Origin of the sequence: Winogradskyella vidalii, assembly GCF_013403955.1 — a bacterium.
Taxonomy (GTDB): Bacteria; Bacteroidota; Bacteroidia; order Flavobacteriales; family Flavobacteriaceae; genus Winogradskyella; species Winogradskyella vidalii.
The window spans coordinates 371449-391261 of record NZ_JABFDG010000002.1 but is presented as its reverse complement, the minus strand read 5'-3'; the positions used below and the strand labels follow the sequence as shown (position 1 = coordinate 391261).

The 19813-nt window shown below is 33.5% G+C and carries 11 protein-coding genes and 1 other RNA gene; 7 read left to right on the top strand and 5 right to left on the bottom strand.

Annotated elements, in window-relative coordinates; translation table 11 throughout:
- Window positions 1–28: 28 nt before the first annotated feature.
- The 3 genes from fucP to HM982_RS08470 form a co-directional block, all read right to left on the bottom strand.
- On the bottom strand, window positions 29–1327 hold the full coding sequence (fucP, locus tag HM982_RS08480; RefSeq protein WP_179352712.1) for an L-fucose:H+ symporter permease: 1299 nt from the start codon (window positions 1325–1327) through the stop codon (window positions 29–31).
- Between the two features lie 93 nt (window positions 1328–1420).
- Window positions 1421–2860, bottom strand: a complete 1440-nt coding sequence (gene aldA / locus HM982_RS08475) for an aldehyde dehydrogenase (protein ID WP_179352711.1) — start codon at window positions 2858–2860, stop codon at window positions 1421–1423.
- A gap of 391 nt (window positions 2861–3251) precedes the next feature.
- Entirely contained in the window at window positions 3252–4151 is a 900-nt protein-coding gene (locus HM982_RS08470) for a helix-turn-helix domain-containing protein (RefSeq protein ID WP_179352710.1), read from the bottom strand.
- 101 nt (window positions 4152–4252) lie between these two features.
- On the opposite strand from HM982_RS08470, the gene rhaD reads away from it, so the two are divergent.
- The 4 genes from rhaD to HM982_RS08450 all read left to right on the top strand — a co-directional run bounded on the left by rhaD (window position 4253) and on the right by HM982_RS08450 (window position 9845).
- On the top strand, window positions 4253–5047 hold the full coding sequence (gene rhaD / locus HM982_RS08465) for a rhamnulose-1-phosphate aldolase (RefSeq protein ID WP_179352709.1): 795 nt from the start codon (window positions 4253–4255) through the stop codon (window positions 5045–5047).
- Window positions 5048–5065: 18 nt separating this feature from the next.
- On the top strand, window positions 5066–6853 hold the full coding sequence (locus tag HM982_RS08460; protein ID WP_179352708.1) for an L-fucose isomerase: 1788 nt from the start codon (window positions 5066–5068) through the stop codon (window positions 6851–6853).
- A gap of 340 nt (window positions 6854–7193) precedes the next feature.
- Window positions 7194–8498 (top strand): FGGY family carbohydrate kinase, encoded by a 1305-nt coding sequence (locus HM982_RS08455; protein WP_179352707.1) that lies wholly within the window; start codon window positions 7194–7196, stop codon window positions 8496–8498.
- A gap of 201 nt (window positions 8499–8699) precedes the next feature.
- On the top strand, window positions 8700–9845 hold the full coding sequence (locus tag HM982_RS08450) for a DUF6786 family protein (protein WP_218849790.1): 1146 nt from the start codon (window positions 8700–8702) through the stop codon (window positions 9843–9845).
- A gap of 982 nt (window positions 9846–10827) precedes the next feature.
- Here HM982_RS08450 and ssrA read toward each other — a convergent pair.
- Window positions 10828–11225: a transfer-messenger RNA gene (gene ssrA / locus HM982_RS08445) on the bottom strand.
- Window positions 11226–11901: 676 nt separating this feature from the next.
- Here ssrA and HM982_RS08440 point away from each other — a divergent pair.
- The 3 genes from HM982_RS08440 to HM982_RS08430 all read left to right on the top strand — a co-directional run bounded on the left by HM982_RS08440 (window position 11902) and on the right by HM982_RS08430 (window position 18744).
- A complete protein-coding gene (locus HM982_RS08440; protein WP_179352706.1) occupies window positions 11902–12798 on the top strand; it encodes a tetratricopeptide repeat protein in 897 nt (298 codons plus the stop codon).
- A complete protein-coding gene (locus tag HM982_RS08435; protein WP_179352705.1) occupies window positions 12791–16762 on the top strand; it encodes a choice-of-anchor D domain-containing protein in 3972 nt (1323 codons plus the stop codon). Before HM982_RS08440 ends, HM982_RS08435 begins: the two co-directional genes overlap by 8 nt.
- A gap of 104 nt (window positions 16763–16866) precedes the next feature.
- The gene (locus HM982_RS08430) at window positions 16867–18744 is read left to right on the top strand and encodes a cytochrome-c peroxidase (protein ID WP_179352704.1); all 1878 of its coding nucleotides are present in this window, start codon (window positions 16867–16869) and stop codon (window positions 18742–18744) included.
- A 78-nt stretch (window positions 18745–18822) separates the two neighbouring features.
- Here HM982_RS08430 and HM982_RS08425 read toward each other — a convergent pair whose 3' ends face one another.
- Window positions 18823–19776 carry a T9SS type A sorting domain-containing protein gene (locus HM982_RS08425; RefSeq protein WP_179352703.1) on the bottom strand — a complete coding sequence of 318 codons (954 nt, stop codon included), beginning with the start codon at window positions 19774–19776 and terminating at the stop codon, window positions 18823–18825.
- Window positions 19777–19813 lie beyond the last annotated feature (37 nt).

Below are 19813 nucleotides of genomic sequence, written 5' to 3'. Positions count from 1 at the left end.
AAAGTCATGATTATTTAATTATAATGACTTATTTATAAAATTTTAAAGTTCTATAGCCATAGAATGCAATGACACAAAAACATATAAAAGGAAGAATAAAGGAGAAATTAACCCCTGAAAAAGGACCAATTTTTTCTGTGTCTATCATAAGCCCCTGTAAGATTGGCATTAAAGCACCACCTACAATTGCCATTACTAAACCAGCAGCACCTAATGCTGTATCATCTGCTCTTAAGCCGTTTAGGGCAATCCCATAAATGGTTGGGAACATTAAAGACATAAAGGCTGATGTAGCGACTAATAAATAGAGTCCTAATATACCTTCAATTAAAATAACGCCAGAAATAGTTACCATAGCACAAAGTGCAAAAATCATTAATAGCTTTCTTGAGTTGATATATTTCATTAAGAATGTACTTATAAAACGACTCACTAAAAATATAGCCATGGCTAAAATATTATAATTTTGAGCTTCAGCTTTTGGTATGCCTAAATTCCCTGCATATTGAATAATGAATGTCCAACACATAATTTGAGCAGCGACATAAAATAATTGAGCGATAACACCTTCTTTATATTTTCCATTTTTGAATAATCTCTTAAATGAAGATGCGGCAGAAGAATGATTGTCGTTTTCAGCTCTTTTTGGCATTTTTGTAAATCCTATAACGACCAACATTACTATCACTACAAAACCAAGGATTACATAAGGGTTTCTTATAACGCCTAGATCATGTGTTCTTATCACTGCTTTTTGAGCTTCATCTAAAGTGTTGAATACGAGTGCGCCTGCTTCGTTTCTAATGTCAGAATCTAAAGCAATTAAAATAAATTTTGAAGCGACAAACATCCCTAAGAGTGAACCAATTGGGTTAAAGGCTTGTGCCAAATTTAAACGTTGCGTAGCAGTGCTTTCATCACCCATGGATAAGATAAATGGATTGGCAGTGGTCTCTAAAAAAGCAAGTCCGAAAGTTAGAATATAAAGCGATCCCAAAAAGAAGCCAAAGACTTCAAATTTAGCCGCAGGAAAAAATAATAATGCACCTGTGGCATAAAGTGTTAAGCCTAACATTATTCCGCTTTTGTAACTGTATTTTCTAACAAAAAGAGCGGCTGGTATTGCCATAGTAGCATAACCACCATAAAAAGCTAATTGTACTAAAGCTGCTTTAGCGGTAGAGATTTCCATTACGGTTCCAAATGCAGCAACCATAGGATTGGTAATGTCATTCGCAAATCCCCAAAGTGCAAACAAAGAGGTTATCAGTATAAATGGTAATAAAACATCTTTAGGTACTACAGGTACTTTAGTTGAGTGTGACATTGGGCATCGTATTTAGTTGGTGTTACATAAAGAAAGCACTATTCAATTTAAAGTATAAAAATGAATAGTGCTTAGATAATCTGCTATTAATTTCTATCTGTATTGTGCATAAATCACTTTGGTCTGAAGGTATTCTTCCATACCGTGTTTTCCGTCAGCGCCACCAACTCCAGATTTTTTCCATCCTGCGTGGAAGCCTTGAATCGCTTCAAAATGCTCTCTATTTATATACGTTTCTCCGTATTGTAATTCCTCTGCTGCGTGCATAACTTTATTAAAGTTTTCTGAGAAAATTGAGGATGTTAACCCATATTCAGAATCATTTGCTAAAGCAATAGCCTCGTCTAAAGTGCTAAATTTCATGACAGGTAATACAGGCCCAAAAACTTCTTCTTGGATAATTTGCATATCTTGTCTTACGTTAGTTAATAAGGTTGGTTGATAAAAATACCCTTTGTCAAACTGGGTAGATTTATGTCCTCCAAGTAAAACTTCTGCGCCTTCTTTTTTAGCATATTCAACCATTTCGGCAATGTTATCTAATTGATTTTTAGAAACTATGGCGCTCATATCTGGATTGTTATCCGAAAATGCATCTTCAACTTTTAAAGCACTCATTTTAGTTTTTACCATATCTAAAAACTGATCGTGTATAGATTCTTCAACATAGACACGTTCTGCACAGTTGCAAACTTGCCCACTATAAATGATTCTAGAGCCTACAACAGCATTGACGGCTAATTCTAAATCAGCATCAGCACAAACAATGGCCGGTGCTTTACCTCCTAATTCTAAAGATACTTTAGTTATATTTTGAGACGCTGCTTCCATAACTTTCTGACCAGCAAAAACACTACCAGTTAAACTGATAATACCTGTAATTGGGCTTTTGCTAAGCGCATTACCAACAACAGGACCAGTACCACAAACAAAATTTAAGACACCAGCAGGTAATTCAATTTTTTGAATTAACTCTACCCATTCCATAATTGTATTTGGTGCAATACAGCTTGGCTTAATAACACAAGTGTTTCCTGTAATTAATGATGCTGCAACTTTTCTAGCCATTACAAAAAATGGAAAGTTCCAAGGTAAAATACCTACAGCAACGCCAATAGGTGCTTTATGTAAAAAGATGTGTTCTTTTTTACGGTCACTTTGAATAATTTCTCCTTCTATTCGTCTTGCAAAACCTGCATAGTAATCAAAATAATCGGCTGTAACATCGATTTCTACTTGTGCTAACCCTAACACTTTAGCTTGTTCTGCGGCTAAAGTTTCGGCTAAAAACACACGGTTTTCTCGTATTACACTTGCCATTTTGTTTAAATAACCAGCACGTTCAATTGCGGTTAAACTTTTCCAAGCATGTTGTGATTCCTGGGCTGCATCTAATGCTTTTTGTGCATCTTCAATAGAACCTTTTGGTATTTCTGACAATACTTCTTCCGTACAAGGGTTAAGTACCGTTGTAACTTCCGAAGATGTGGACTTTATAAACTTTCCGTTTATAAATTGTTTAAATTCTTTCATGACTGTTAGTGTTTAATTTGTGATATATGTAATAATTTGGGTTTTTTTATTGTAATTAAACAATTACCCTAATTATTTTATAGTAATGTAGTTAACAAACTTATGATATAATGTAGTTTTAATATTTATCCATATTAATCAAAAATATGTATAATTTAAACATTGGGTAATTTTGAGTGTTAATCTATAACGTTGTAGATTATTAGAAAAATAGCGCTATTACAAGCTATGGTGCTTAGGTTTTTTAAAATAATTTACTTCAGTAAAGGACTGAAAAAATGGACAGGCTACGTTACTCAAATCCATCAATTAATTGCTCATAATGCTCGTATGGGTTTAGAAAGTAAAAAAAAGCCTATTGTATAAGGTATACGTTATATATGAAGTGATTTTAAGTGTATTTTCCAGATTTGTAAGATGCGGGTGTTAATCCGGTAACCGATTTAAAAACTCGAGAAAAATGATAGCGGTCTGAAAATCCTAAGTTATAAGAAATCTCTTCAATGGATTTGTTAGTGTGTTCAAATAACTCACAGGATTTAGCTATTTTTCTGTTTTGAATAAATTTGTGAAGCGTGATATTCATTTCTTCTTTAAATAATCGCGAAAAAGAATTGGGTGCCATATTGATAATTGATGACATTTCGGTATTACTTAATTTTTTATCGATATTAACTTCAATAAAACGAATCACTTTTAATACGCGTTCATCTATATTGATGGTCTTCCACAACTCAGGACCGATATTAGTAAGCGCTTCTTTTATAAAAGCTTGTAATTTTAAATTAAAGGTGAGTTTAAAATCAGTGTTTTCAATTTTTAAACGCATGGTTAAATAGTTTAATCTATCCTTTAGGTAATCTGTTAATTCAATTTTTAAAATCCCAGGAAAAACACTGTCAAAAGGAACCCCTAAATTAAAATGAACAAAAAAATGAATCAGGTACATGTCTTCAAATTCCTTTTCATTGTGGTTAACATTTACATGTTTTCCGGAAACATGAATGCCTTCGTTGTAAATATGGTTTTTAGAATAGCGTGAAGAAAATGAGGTGAAGGGCGGAATGATGTATAAATGATTGGGGTTCATTTCAAAAACATTGTCTTGGTGGATTAATTGGCCGCCTGTGTTTTTATTCCAATAGAGCCTCCAAAACGGAAAAACCATTTCGTGGCAATCCCATAAGTCTAATAGCCAATAACGACAGCATAAGAGCTTTAAATTCAGGTTAATGAAGTTTTGATTGTTTGCTGAAGGGTCTCCGAGTTCAATGTTTTTTATAAACTTCATAAAAGACAGATGTTTGAATTAGATACAAAAATACAGATTTTGAATATTTAATACAGAGTTCTATCTGTATATTTTTGTTTAACAATTTTATTCAAATAAATATGAAAACGATAAAACTTCCATTACAAGTAGAAGCAGAATTAAAACAAGTATCCGAGGTTGCTGGTTATTTATGGCAACGTGAATGGGCAGAACGAAATGCAGGAAATATTTCCATGAATTTAACGTCTTACTTTAAAAAAGAAGAAGTTGAAGGTATAGGTGAAGAAGTGCCTTTCGATTTTCCTAAAGGTGCAGCTGGATTTGTAATATATATTACAGGAACAGGTTGTTACTTAAGAGATTTAGTGGATAAACTTGAAGAGGTTTCATGTATACTATACATTAATGAAGATGCTTCGGCATATTCTATCATATGGGGTGGAAAACGTGACAACTTTGGACCAACCTGTGAGTTAATTTCTCATGCTAGTATTCACTTATTTAATTCAATTCACCATCCAGAAAATTTAGCGGTTGTTCATACACACCCTTTAGAGTTAATCTGCATGAGTCACCATGAATTATTTGACAACGAAGAAGAATTGAATAGACAAATTTGGATGATGTGTCCAGAGGTAAAAGTGTTTGTGCCTAAAGGTATTCACTGTACACCATACGCTTTATCGAGTACAGCAGCTTTAGCTGAGGTGACTATGGAAGCTTTTAAAACACGAAACGTGTCTTTATGGGAAAAACATGGCGCAACAGCAACTGCACCAGATGTAATGAAAGCATGGGACTTTTTAGATGTCGCTAACAAAGGCGCTAAAATGTTAATGATGTGTTGGGCAGCAGGATTTAAGCCAGCAGGATTATCTAACGAGCAATTAACAGAATTAGAACAATTCACATAATAGAAAAGCATAATAAAGATGAGTAGATTAATAGGTAGATTACCAAAAGTAGGTATTCGTCCAACAATTGATGGACGTGAGCTAGGTGTGAGAGAATCTTTAGAGGTTCAAACCATGGATATGGCTAAAGCAGCCGCAAAATTAATAGAAGAAACCTTACGTTTTCCTAGTGGAGAAAAAGTAGAATGCGTTATTGCAGATACTACAATAGGGGGAGTTGCAGATGCAGCAGCATGTGCAGATAAATTTAAAAGAGAAGGTGTTGAAGTATCTTTAACAGTAACGCCATGTTGGTGTTACGGAACAGAAGTTATGGATACCGATCCTTTAACACCTAAAGCCGTTTGGGGTTTTAATGGTACAGAACGACCTGGAGCTGTGTATTTAGCAGCAGCTTTGGCCGGGTATTCTCAAAAAGGATTACCTGCATTCGGTATTTACGGAAAAGAAGTTCAAGATGGTGGTGATAAAACCATTCCTCAAGATGTTTCTGAAAAAATTATACGTTTTGTAAAAGGAGCGTTGGCAGTAGCTCAAATGAAAGGGAAGTCGTATTTATCTATAGGCTACAGTTCTATGGGAATTGCGGGGTCTATGGTAGATGTTAACTTTTTACAAGATTATTTAGGAGTAAGAGCAGAATTTGTAGAGTCTGTTGAGCTTTTAAGACGTATGGATGAAGGGATTTACGACAAAGAAGAATATGAAAAAGCTTTAGCGTGGACCAAAGAAAACTGTATTGAAGGAGAAGACAGAAACAATCCTGAAGCACAAAAATCGCGTGAGCAAAAAGATGAAGAGTGGGAGAAAGTTGTGAAAATGACTTTAATCTGTAAAGATTTAATGAACGGAAATCCGAAGTTGAAAGACATGGGATTCGGTGAAGAGTCTAAAGGACGAAACGCTATTATGGGTGGTTTCCAAGGACAACGTCAATGGACCGATTATCAACCAAATGCCGATTTTACAGAGTCTATTCTAAATTCATCTTTCGACTGGAATGGTATTCGTCAAGCCTACACGTTCGCCACAGAAAATGACTGTTTAAACGCCATTTCAATGTTGTTTGGTCATTTATTGACTAATAAAGCACAGTTATTCTCTGATGTACGTACATATTGGAGTCCAGAATCTGTAGAACGTGTTACAGGTAAAAAATTAACAGGTTTAGCTGAAAACGGAATTATTCACTTAATTAATTCTGGTTCTACCACTTTAGACGCAACAGCGCAACAACAAGATGCTGACGGAAATGCAACAATGAAAGCATTCTGGGACATCACTAAAGAGGATGTTCAACGTTGTTTAAATAATACAAAATGGCCTCCAGCTACTGTAGAATATTTTAGAGGTGGTGGATTCTCTTCTAATTTCCTAACAAAAGCAGAGATGCCTTTAACGATGTGTAGAATTAACTTAATTAAAGGCATTGGACCTGTTTTACAAATAGTAGAAGGTTGGAGTGTTGAGTTGCCAGAAGATGTTCATAATGTTTTAAATGATAGAACAGATCCTACTTGGCCAACCACTTGGTTTGTACCAAGAACTACAGGTACAGGGTGCTTTAAAGATGTATACACTGTAATGGCAAAATGGGGCGCAAACCATGGTGCAATTTCTCACGGACATATTGGTGCCGATTTAATTTCTTTAGCTGCGATGTTACGTATTCCTGTAAACATGCATAATGTTTCTGAAGACGATGTATTTAGACCAAGTGCATGGGCTGCCTTTGGTGAAGGGTTAGAAGGGGCTGATTATAGAGCTTGTGAAAACTACGGACCATTATATGGTTTTAAACATTAAAAATAAACAATTACAATTTGGGGTTTAGTGCATAGAGATTAAGTTAGTTGTTTGATCTCACTTCCAAAGAAGATGATAAAGTAGGTCCTTTTTAATGGTGTAAAACTATTAAAAAGGAAGCTTTATTATCAATTACAATCCCAACACAAGTCACTAATCATAGACTATTTTTGAAGCCAACTTAAAATGCTTCGTGTTAAATAGAACTTATTTTCTATGCTTATAGAAATAAGGCAACATAAATCTGAAATTCATGAAACATCCGTAGCTAGTTTTTGATGGCTAGGGACTGATATTATGGATATTCCATGTGACCATAAAAAAAACAAAGAATATACACATGAAAAAAGTTATAGCAGTTATAGACATTGGAAAAACGAACAAGAAGGTCTTTTTATTTGATGCTTCTTTTAACATGGTGTTTCAAAATGCCATTCAGTTTAACGAGATAAAAGATGAAGATGGTTTTTGTTGTGATAATATTGAAGCTATAGAAAATTGGATTCAGGCTGAAATAAAAAAAATTCAAGAATTAGGGACTTACCAAATCCAAGCCATTAATTTTTCTACACACGGCGCATCTTTAATCTATTTAGATAAAGAAGGTAAACGTATGGCGCCTTTATATAATTACTTAAAACCGCTAGATGTTAACGATTTTAGTGCCTTTTATAATGCTCACGGTGGTGTAGAAGAGTTTTCTAGAAAAACGGCATCTCCATCTTATGGGATGTTAAATGCAGGACTTCAAATGTTGTGGTTTAAAAACACCAAGCCAGAATTATGGAAAGAAGTTGATGCAATTTTACATTACCCACAATATCTAAGTTATTTATTCACTAAAAAAATTACAGCCGATTATACGTCGGTTGGTGCGCATACAGCGACTTGGGACTTTGATAACATGCAATACCATTCGTGGTTAAAAGAAGAAAATATTCAGCTGCCAGAACCTTGTAAAGGCAACAAAGCCGTTATTACAGAAATTAATGGCGAAAAGATTGCGGTTGGTTCAGGTTTACATGATAGTTCATCGTCAATCATTCCTATTTTAGAAAACGAAAATGATTTTGTTTTACTCTCTACAGGAACTTGGATTATAGCCATGAATCCTTTTAGTAAAGAAACCTTAACACAGCATCAATTACAAAACAATTGCTTGTGTTTTATGACTCCAGAAAAGCAACAGGTAAAATCATCGATGCAGTTTTTAGGTCGTATTCATGAAGTGTATATAAAGGCCTTAAGCGAGTATTTTAAAGTCGATATTAATACGCATATGGACCTTGTTTTAAATACCACACTGTGTAATGAATTAATTGATCAAGATGCTCGTGTTTTTTTAGCAGAAGGTATTGATACCGATTTTGAAGCGCATCCAGAATTACTGCAAAAGTTTCTCTCGTATGAAACGGCTTATTATCAATTAATTTATGAAATCAGTAAAAAAGTAATTTCAGCAATTGATTTGATTTCTGATGAAAATTCTAACATTACAGATGTTTATATTTCAGGAGGGTTTAATAAAAATGAGGTCTTTATTCAATTTTTAAAATGTTTAAAAAGTGATATTGTTATTAAAATTTCAGATTGTAAAAATGAAAGTGCTTTAGGTGCGGCTCTGTTAATGAAATCTTATTTGTAAATCAATATTTTCAATAAATATTAGTCGGATTGACTTAGATGTGATGTGTTAAATTTCAAATTTTGAAACTGAATCCATCTCATATAATCCTTCCAACAATCTTACATTTAGTTTTTCTTTTTATGGTGACTTCATGTAAAAAATAAACCTGAAACTTTACCAGAAAATCAAGCAGAAGAATTAATAAATACTAATCAAATTATGGCAACTTATAAGGACGATTTTGCTTTTTTGCAAGACTATATAGACTTAATTGAACTTCAAGATGATTCAGGAAATTCTAAAGTCGCTATCGCAGCAGCTTTACAAGGTCGCGTAATGACGAGTAGTGCTTCTGGTAAATCGGGTAGGAGTTATGGTTGGATAAATAAGGCGCTATTCAAATCAAAAGACACCTTGGAACATATTAATGTATTTGGAGGTGAAGAACGGTTTTGGTTAGGTCCAGAAGGTGGGCAATATTCCATTTTTTTTGAAAAAGATGCTGAATTCAATTTAGATAATTGGTACACACCAAAACTGATTGATTTAGAGCCGTTTGATGTGGTGAGTCAATCATCTAATAACGTGGTGTTTTCTAAAAAAGCAGCTTTAAAAAATTATTCAGGCTTTCAGTTTGAAATGGGAATTGAGCGTAAAATTTCAATATTGTCTAAAGCAACTTTAGTCAAGGAATTAGGCCTTAATTCACTAGGAGACAACATTAAAGTTGTTGCATATCAAACCAAGAATACGGTTACAAACTTGGGCGAAACGGACTGGGAAAAAGCCAACGGATTATTGTCTATTTGGTTGCTAGGGATGTATAATCCATCACCAGATACCGTAATGTTTTTTCCATATCATTCGGGTGAAACAGCTAAGCTGGGTGAGGTTGTTAACGATACTTATTTTGGTAAAGTGCCTTCTGATCGTTTAATGGTTAAAGAAGCTGTGATTTACTTCAGTGGCGATGGTAATTATCGCGGTAAAATTGGATTAAATCCATTGCGCGCAAAAGATATTGCGGGGTCGTATGACACTAAAAACAACATTCTAACCATTGTAAAATATAATAAGCCCGATGGTGTGACTGATTACGTTAATTCTATGTGGGAAATCCAAGACCAACCTTTTTCAGGTGATGTTATTAATGCTTATAACGATGGTGAACCAAGTCCGGGAGAAAAACCCTTAGGACCTTTTTATGAATTAGAAACGTCTTCTCCAGCTTTAGCTTTAAAATCCGGAGAAAGTGCAACGCATATACAGCTAACTTGTCATTTTGAAGGTTCTTCAGAAACGTTAAACCCTATTCTAAACGATGTCTTTGGAATTTCTGTGGAAGACATTAAAAACGCTTTATAATTACCTTTTTATTGAAGCTTTAGTCAAAAAAAGAGAACGCTTTCACCAATCCTGTCTTTATCGCCTAATTGGATACGCGCATTTTCAATAACTTGTATCAATTCAGCTACTTTTTCTGGCTGTTCATGAGCTAGATTATAGTACTATTATATTTATTGTGTTTAGCCGCTTTATATCTTGAAATCTTATAGTGTGTAGTTTTTATAGGCTTCAGCATATTTTGTTAAGGCTGATGTCTTATAATTTATTTTGTTCATGCCACTTTCGGGTTTTCAACACGTCCAACCGAGCGGTTGTCTTTTTTGATATTCTTATCATATCTAATGCCGCTTTTATATCTCTAAATAAATAATAATAGAAATAGATATGTGATGTAGCATCGCTAGCTTTAGTCAGTGAGTTTATAAATGACGTTGAGGAAGATGAACAATTTATGTGAGTTAAAAAAAACTAAAGGCTGATTAATTACGCTATACTGAAATTCATTGCTGTATAATTCAAATACCTTTTTAAACTCGCTGTTAATTCCGAAAAGCAATACCAGAACCTGACTTCAAATACTGTTCAAAGTCATAGGCTTTTTGTTTATTTTCAAATAATGACAAATGAACTAATGTTACTGGTAATCGACTTTTTGTAAACTGTGCTTCTTTATTTTGAGTGCCATTAATCTGTTTCTTAATATTGATGGTGTAACTCTTGTAATGCGTTGTTTCAGAGCATTTTTAGGATAGAAACAGTGTGAGGTAGTTTCATAAGTTTTAATTTATTTAAAGCCGTGCGATTTTTGGGATTAAACTTCGAATGTTTAAAGAAAATAAACTTTAGTCTTAGGATAAAAGTGTTTAAAGGTTTTCTTAAAATTTTATGTAATTGTAGTGTGCACGTCCACCGAAGCTCTTTATGAAAAAACAATTTCAAACAACAAAGAAAAGATATAGAATAAAAAAAGCTCTCCTTAGCATAAAGCTTCGGAGAGCGGAAGTGGAGCCGGAGAGAATCGAACTCTCGTCCAAACAAGTAACCAAAGGGCTTTCTACACGTTTATTTTGTTCTTGGATTTTCGATTGCAAGCTGGTTACAAACAACCCACTTACAACTTAGCTTTTTAATCTTGAAAAGGCATCAAAGCGCTACCTAATCTTAGTCAATTTTTACGATGCCTCATGCAGAAACGCCACTGACTAGGGCTTTTCGGAGACATTTAGCCTTCCTACCTAGTAGGAATGAGCACGAAATCTTACTATAATTCAGATTATGCAGCTAAAGCGTAGTTATTCTCGCCGTTTAAAAAGTTGGTTCAGCCTTTTAGGTGTTTCAAAACCATTACACCACGTGCTTACCATTTAATTAATCTCGCTGTCAAAACCAGTCGACCCCAATATGTCCTACGAAAGCAGGAATCTCATAAATGATAATATTTTTTTAACGTTTTCTATTGCTCATACCTGCAAGGTTTTAAAAACCTGCTAGGATCGCAAAAGGATGCCGCTTTCATCCCTAACGCGCTAAACCCAGAAACATATCGTAAAGTTTCAAGGGCTGCAAAATTACTAAAAATTATAATGCAAAAGCTATACCAATATTAATTTATATATCTATTCTGTAATGTTGTCAGCTTAAACTTACTTCATTCGCTTCTGTTTTATTAGTTCTAATTTGTCTTTTTTAAATTTTTTAGAGCATTTTAAATGCACTATTTTCAAATTACTACCCTAATTTTTGTTTTTTTTTTAAGCCAAGTTTACGTTTTCTTAACGTCTCTTAACGGCTTTTTTTATTTAATAAATTATAAGTTCTAACATGATTTTCAGCGCTTAATGTGTAATGTCTTAACAATAAAAACACATTATTAACAATGCCTTGGTGATCATTTAAAGCAATCTTAATAGTGTCTGTTAATCTTTTGATATGAAAGTTTTTACGTTCTGTTGCAAAATGGAATTATACGTTTAATCGATGTTTTATGTATTTAGAAGAGTCTGTGAAATACCGATTAAAGACTGCCATTTAGAATAATTTCTACATTTGTTTCGAATTAAAAATTAGTTTTCTAATGAAACAAAAATTACAGATTCTACAGTTAAAATATGGGGTTTTTACAGGTACAGTATTATTTAAAATAGTACTCTCTGCAATTCTTTTTTTGTGTTTGTCTACACCAATGTTTGCTCATGGTGATTTATCAAAGAAAATCAAAGCAAAATCATTAGAAATTTTAGAATCTCCAAATAATTACGAGTTGTATTTTGAAAGAGGGGTATTGTATCAACAACACGTAGAGTTTGGTAAAGCAATGGATGATTATATTAAATCTAAAGCTTTAGGGAACAAGGATAAAGTTTTAAAGTATAGAATTTCTGAGGTTAATTACTTATTAGAGGAGTATAATAGTGCTTTTGTTGATATAACGTCTTATTTGGAGATTAGCCCTACTGATGTTAAAGCTAAAAAGTTAGAAGCACAAATATTATTTCAACTTAAAAAATATAAAAAATCATTAGCTGCTTATAAATATGTTATGGACCATATGCTAGATATACGGCCAGAAGATATCTTAGAATATACAGATATAATTTTAGCTGAAAACCCTAAAAATTATGACGTTGCTTTAAATGCGATTGAGATAGGGTTAACCAAATTGGGAGAAAATACTTTATCACTTCAACTTAAAAAGTTAGACTATCTCAAGGCAGCAAATGAAACAGAAAAAGCACTAAATCAATACGATTATTTCATCATAGAATACAAAAGGAAAGAGTTTTGGTATTATAAAAAAGCAGCTTATTTATTACAGATAAACAAAACTGATGAAACCAATATAGCCTTAAAACAAGCTACAATTGCCATAGGCCAATTAGATGCTAAGTTTAAAAATATGTCGTCTATTCTAAAATTAAAAAAACAAATAAAACATTTAGAAAACTTAATTAATAACAAAAATTATGATTAAAAAAAGTACTTTTATGTTAATGATGTTACTGGTTTCAGTGTATTCATTTTCGCAATCTGCTGTATCGGTAGATATACCTATTAATGGCAGTGCAGGTTCTGCAGAAGAAGCATTTGGTAGTAGTGGCGAAGTATATACAGGTAGCTCAGATTTAGAATTATATCACGATGGTACTGATGAGCAGGTTGTAGGACTTTATTTTCAAAATATTCCATTACCTCAAAATGCAGTTATTACAAATGCATATATTCAATTTCAAGTCGATGAAAACGGCGCAGGAGATGTTACTGTAAATATTACAGGAGATGATACAGATAATGCATCTAGTTTTGTTGGCAATGCTGCTTATGGTGTTTCTTCAAGACCGTCTACATCAGCAAACACAGATTGGGCTATTCCAAGTTGGGAAGGACAAATTGGTCTGGCATCAACGGATCAAAGAACACCAGATATTAGTACTATACTTTCAGAAATTACCTCAAGAAGTGGTTGGGCAGAAGGCAATAGTATGGTTTTTAAATTTACAGGAGTTTCAAGATCTGATGGTGCTTGGAGAGAAGCTGAAAGTAATTCTGGAGGAACACCATCATTACATATTGAATACACTGCAGCACCTTCAGAGGTTAGTGTTTCTAACCTAACAATCGCAGCTAATGAAGATGATGGTACAGCAGAAGAAGCATTTAGTGGTAGTGGTTATGTTAGTACTATTAGTTCCGATTTAGAATTATATTATGACGGAACTACAGAACAAGTCGTAGGAGTACGTTTTGAAAATGTTAATCTTCCTCAGAATGCTACAGTAACTAATGCTTATGTTCAGTTTGAAGTAGATGAAAATGGTAATGGTGATGTTATGGTAAATATTACTGGTGATGATGCAGATGATGCTTCTGTTCTTGGTTCTAATGGCAATTTTGGTCTTTCAACAAGAACAGCAACTACTGCCAATGTCGATTGGTCTATTGCGAGTTGGGTAGGCCAAATTGGTCAAGCTTCAGTAGGACAAAGAACTCCAGATATTAGTGCTATACTTTCTGAAATTACTTCAAGAAGTGGTTGGGAGTCAGGAAATAGTATGGCTTTTATGTTTGCAGGAGTTTCAAGATCTGATGGGGCATATAGAGAAGCTTCTAGTGCTTCAGTTTCGTTACATGTTTCATATGAAACACCACCAGTAGAAATAGATATTACAGGAAACGCTATTTCTATACCAAATGGAGATACAACACCAGATCTTTCAGACTATACACAATTTGAAAATACAGGTATTAATGAAACATTAACCCGTACGTTTGCTATTACCAATCTAGGAGAACAAGATTTACACTTAACAGGGGCTCCATTAGTTTCAATAACTGGTGATACTGAATTTACGATTCTAACACAACCAAGTTCTTCTAGTGTGAGCGCTGGTGAAAGTTTAGAATTTGTAGTGCAATATGCACCAACTGCAGCAGTAACTAATACAGCAATGATTTCTGTTGCTAGTGATGATGCAGATGAAAATCCTTATACATTTAGTATACAGGCTACAGGAGAAACGGCTATTATTGATTTAGATGTTTTAGGAAACGGAACCTTAATTTCTAATGGCGATACAACACCAGATATTTTAGATAATACCGATTTTGGTTCTGCATTTATTTCTATAGGAACAACGAAGTCTTATACCTTAGAAAATACAGGAAATAGTGTAATTACTATAGCTTCAATTACTAGTAATCATCCAGAGTTTGTGATTAGTAATGTAGAATCAACTATTAATGGCGGTATGTCTTCAACTTTTAATATCACTTTTGTACCTACTAGTGCAGCTTTGTCTACAGCTACAATCACCATAGAGAGTAATGATACGGATGAAAATCCATTTACATTTAATGTTCAAGGACAAGGTGAAGATGCTTCTTTTCCTGCAACGATTAATGCAGGTGATGATTGGTTTTATTTAAATGATGGAAGCGATCAAGGTACGGCATGGAGAACCTTAACTTTTGACCAAAGTAATTGGGAAGAAGGTGCCACAGAAATTGGTTACGGCGATGGCGATGAAGTTACCGATTTAGGGGTTCCTGCTACACCAAGACCTATTACAACCTATTTTAGAAAGTTCATTGATATGGAAAATATAGGAATGTATAACAGTCTAGATTTAGAAGCAGTTAGAGATGATGGTATAGTAGTTTATGTGAATAATGTTGAGGTTTGGAGAAATAATATGCCAACGGAAGGACCTATTGCTTTTAATGATCAGGCAATTACAGGAATTAGTGGTAGTGATGAAGATTTTTGGAATACTCAAAATGTAAATTCTTCTCCATTGGTTGAGGGTATAAATATCATAGCTGTAGAAATTCACCAGAGTAGTGTAAATAGTGGCGATATTAGTTTTAATTTTAAATTAACTCCAAGCGTATCTATAGCACCAACTATTGAAGTAGAAAGAGGGCCTTATTTACAAAGTGGAACACCTACAAGTGTGGTTGTAAAATGGAGAACAGCCGTAGAAACACAATCTGTAGTTAAATACGGAACCGCTTTAAATATGTTAACTTCAGTAGCTTCTAATTCTGAATTAACAACAGAGCATGAAGTGACTTTAGTAGGTTTAGAACCTAATACAACCTATTATTATAATATAGGTAATACCAATGAAGTGCTTGCACAAAGCGAAACTGGAGATATGTTTATTAAAACAGCACCCGTTGCAGGAACAGATCAATTTGTAAGAGCATGGATTTTAGGGGATCCAGGAACAGGAAGTATTAACCAGAGAAACGTTAGAGATGCTTATTACGATTATGTGTCTACAGTAGAAACAAATACTGGGCAAACGGACATGATGTTGTTTTTAGGTGATAATGCTTATAGTAATGGTACAGATGCTCAACATCAAAGTTATTTCTTTAATGTGTATGACGACATGTTTAAAAAAGCAGTAGCTTGGTCTTGTTTAGGAAACCATGATGGTTTTACTTCAGATTTAGAAACACAGTCTGGTCCATACTACGATATCTTCACTTTTCCAACCGCAGCAGAAGCTGGTGGTGTTGCTTCAGGAACGGAAGCGTATTATTCTTTCGATTATGCAAATATTCACTTTATTGTATTAGACTCTTACCAATCGAGTAGAGAAGTAGGGAGTAGTCAGCAACTTTGGGTACAAAATGATATTCAAAACACAACACAAGATTGGATTGTAGCTTTATTTCACCACCCAGCTTATTCTAAAGGATCTCACGATTCGGATTGGGAAGGAAGATTGATTGAAATGAGAGAAAACTTTATGCCAATATTAGAGGCTAATGGAGTAGACCTTGTATTAAATGGACATAGTCACTCATATGAGCGTTCTTATTTTATAAATGGACATCAAGGATTTGCAAATACGTTTAACATCGATAATATAACTAATGGTGGTCATACCGTTGGCGAAACTGGTGATGGAAATGGAAAAGCAGATGGCGATGGTGCTTACCAAAAATCGAATGATGCTACAGAGGGTGCTGTTTATATTACTGCAGGTTCATCAGGGCAAATTTCAGGAGGAGATTTAGATCATGAAGCTATGTTTTTATCTTTAAATGAATTAGGGTCTTGTGTAATGGAAATTGAAAGTGATGGTAATGGCGGACAAAATTTAACCGTAAAGTTTGTAAGAGATACAGGTGCTATCGATGATTATTTTACCATAAATAAAACAGGGATAACACTTAATGTTGGTGATACTGAAACAGTAGAGAAAACGATAAAAGTGTTCCCAGTACCAGCTAATGATTTACTGAATATTAAAGTGAATCTTAACGAACGCGTAACTAAAGTTAAGTTTTATAACAATACAGGAAAATTAGTTAAAGAAAGTGATGAGGAAACTATCAATGTAAGTAATATGGCAACAGGAATGTATGTTATTGAAATTGCAACGAATAAGAATACGTATTACAAGTCAATTATTATTGAATAATTGACTTAATTAAATTATTTATTAAACCTCAACACAATGCTGTGATTAACAGATTGTAGTTGAGGTTTTTTAATTTATCTATAAGTTGAAAATCTAAGTGCAAAATGAAAAAAATAATCTTTTTAATAACCGCTGTTTTAATTTGTTCTTTAGCATTATTTGGCAGAGAAGGTATAGAGCCAATTAAAACTAATGCTATTACAGAAAAGATAGAAGTTTTATATGCTTTAAACTTTTATAAATTTCAAGACGAAGTCAATACCTTGGTTAAGTTAACTAATAATTCTAGTGAATTAAAAACCATTAAAATTCAAGTTGAAAAAACAAGATTAGCCTATAAAAAAATTGAATTTATTTTCGATTACTATCAAACTTTTTATAACGGGACTTATATAAATGGTGCTCCTCTACCTAAAGTTAGTGAGTATTATGAAGAAGGTGAAATTATTGAAGCTTCTGGTTTACAGGCTTTAGATGAAGCTGTATATGAGGAGAGTACAACAGAAAATATAAGATATATAAGGAAATTAGCAAAGGAACTTAAATCGCATGTAGATTATGCTTCAAATATTCACTTGCCAATTCACTTAAAACCAAGTCAGGCTATAGAATGTATGCGTTCTGGTATGGTTAGAATTTTTACATTAGGCGTTACAGGTTTTGATACACCAGGTTCTGTTAATGCTTTAAAAGAAAGTTTTGTTAGTTTAAAAAGTATAGAAACCACATTTTTGTTTTTTGAAGACGATATACAGCCTGAAGCCAAATCTAAATTTAAGTCCATAAAGCAACTTTTTAATAAAGGAAAAAAGAGACTTAGTGCTACTATTAGTTTTAATGACTTTGATAGAATGGCATTTCTAAAAGAAGTAATCAATCCGTTATATTCAGAATTGCTAGCGTTTCAAAATTTAAATAATATTACTCTTGAACCATATAAGAAACACGCTCAAAATTATGAAGCTGTTGACCTCTTTCAATCCGATTTTTTAGATACTAAATTTTATTCAGAATTGGTGTACTTACCTTTAGATAATCCTAAAACCATTCAATTAGGAGAATTGTTGTTTAAAGACCCAAAACTTTCTAATGGTAATATAATGTCTTGTGTTAGTTGTCATAATCCTAAAAAAGGATTTACAGATGGTTTACCAAAAAGTTTAGCCAATAAGAAAGGGTTTTATACTTCTAGAAATGCGCCAACTGTTATCAATTCAGGTTATGCTTCTCGTTATTTTTGGGACTTACGATCCTATGATTTAGAGCGGCAAGTTACTCATGTTATTGATAATGATTTAGAGTTTAATACCACGTTTAAAGCTATTGTAAAAAAACTAAAAACAGATGCTAATTATTTAAAGTTATTTAAAGACGCTTATGGTGGTATTGACAAGCAAGATATTAATGAGCGTTCTATCAGCAATGCCATTGCAGCTTATGTAAATTCGCTAAAATCTTTTAATAGCCCTTTTGATAAATTTGTAAGAAACGAGAGTCATAAATTTCCTAAAAACGCTTTACGTGGTTTTAATTTATTTATGGGTAAAGCAGCTTGTGGTACCTGTCATTTTGCGCCCATGTTTAATGGTACAGTTCCGCCTTTTTATTTAGAAACCGAGTCTGAAGTTTTAGGTATTACCCAAGGTTTCGACACTATTAATCCTAAATTAGATACCGATATTGGGCGTTTTAATAATGGATTATATATAGATAAACAACCTTACTTTAGAAATTCATTTAAAACCGTTTCAATTAGAAATATAGCTTTAACAGCGCCATATATGCATAATGGCTCTTTTAATACTCTAGAAGAAGTGCTAGAGTTTTATAATTTAGGAGGTGGTGCAGGTATGGGCTTAGAGGTAGAAAACCAAACCTTATCAGACGCACCGTTGAATTTAACGAAGCAAGAAATTAAAGATATCATTGCCTTTATGGAATCGCTTACGGATACGTCTAGTTTTTTTAATGAAGACGATTAAAAAAAACGTTTTCTAGAAGTATTTACAAAAAAAAACAGGAAGCTTACACTTCCTGTTTTTTTATACTTATATATTGTATTAGTTCTTTGTAACTCTTAAAGTCTGCGTGTTGTTTTCTGAAGAAACTCTTACTAAATAAAGTCCTTTAGATAACTCAGATAAGTTAATTGATGAATCTGTAATAGCATCTTTATCATAATTAGCCACTGTTTGCCCTAATAAATTAAATATAGTAACGTTGTCAATATCTTGAGAAGATTTAAGATTTAAAATTCCAGAAGTTGGGTTTGGATAAATACTGGTAACTTCAAATTTATTATCAGTCATTGATAATGCACCATCGGTTGTAAAGCTCCAAACTGCACCTGTGTTTGTACCCATGCAATTGGTCGCATCAACACTCCAGTAATAGGTGGTGTTGGCTTCTAAATTTGAAAAAGAATCTCCATTTTCAAAATCAGTATAAGCTTGAGTTGGTGGATTAGCAGTATCTAAGTAAAATACACTTGTGTCTTCATTTGTAGAAGCAGTCCAGCTAAAAGCTAAAGAGGCATCAGTTGTTTGTAAAGCTACATCAGTAGCTGTATTTGCAGGACTAGGCGTAGATGCTAATGCAGGTGCAGCATCATTAGGACAACAAGTAACACATTGAATCCTTGTATATGTTGTTGTATCATCATTACCACAATCGCCATCAATATGCCAATAGATAGTAATATTTGTAACTCCTGTAGGTGCAGTGAAATTTAATGGACTCATACCATATGCAATTATAGTATCATCACTTTCTGTTACAGTTATATGTATTGGGTTATCTCCAGTTACAGAATATTCATAACCTGGTGTAAGATTTCCAATCAAAGAATATTCGGAATTTGGCCATGTGTCATAAACAATAGTTTCAGCATAACCTGTATTTTCCATAGCAACAGTTCCGTTAGGCCAATGTCCGCCAGAACCATCAAAACATTGTGCATTTGTAATCATTGTCATTGTAAGACATAAGGTAAATAATAATGTAATTTTTTTCATTTTTTTTTGGTTTAGTTAATGAGTTCAAAACTACAAT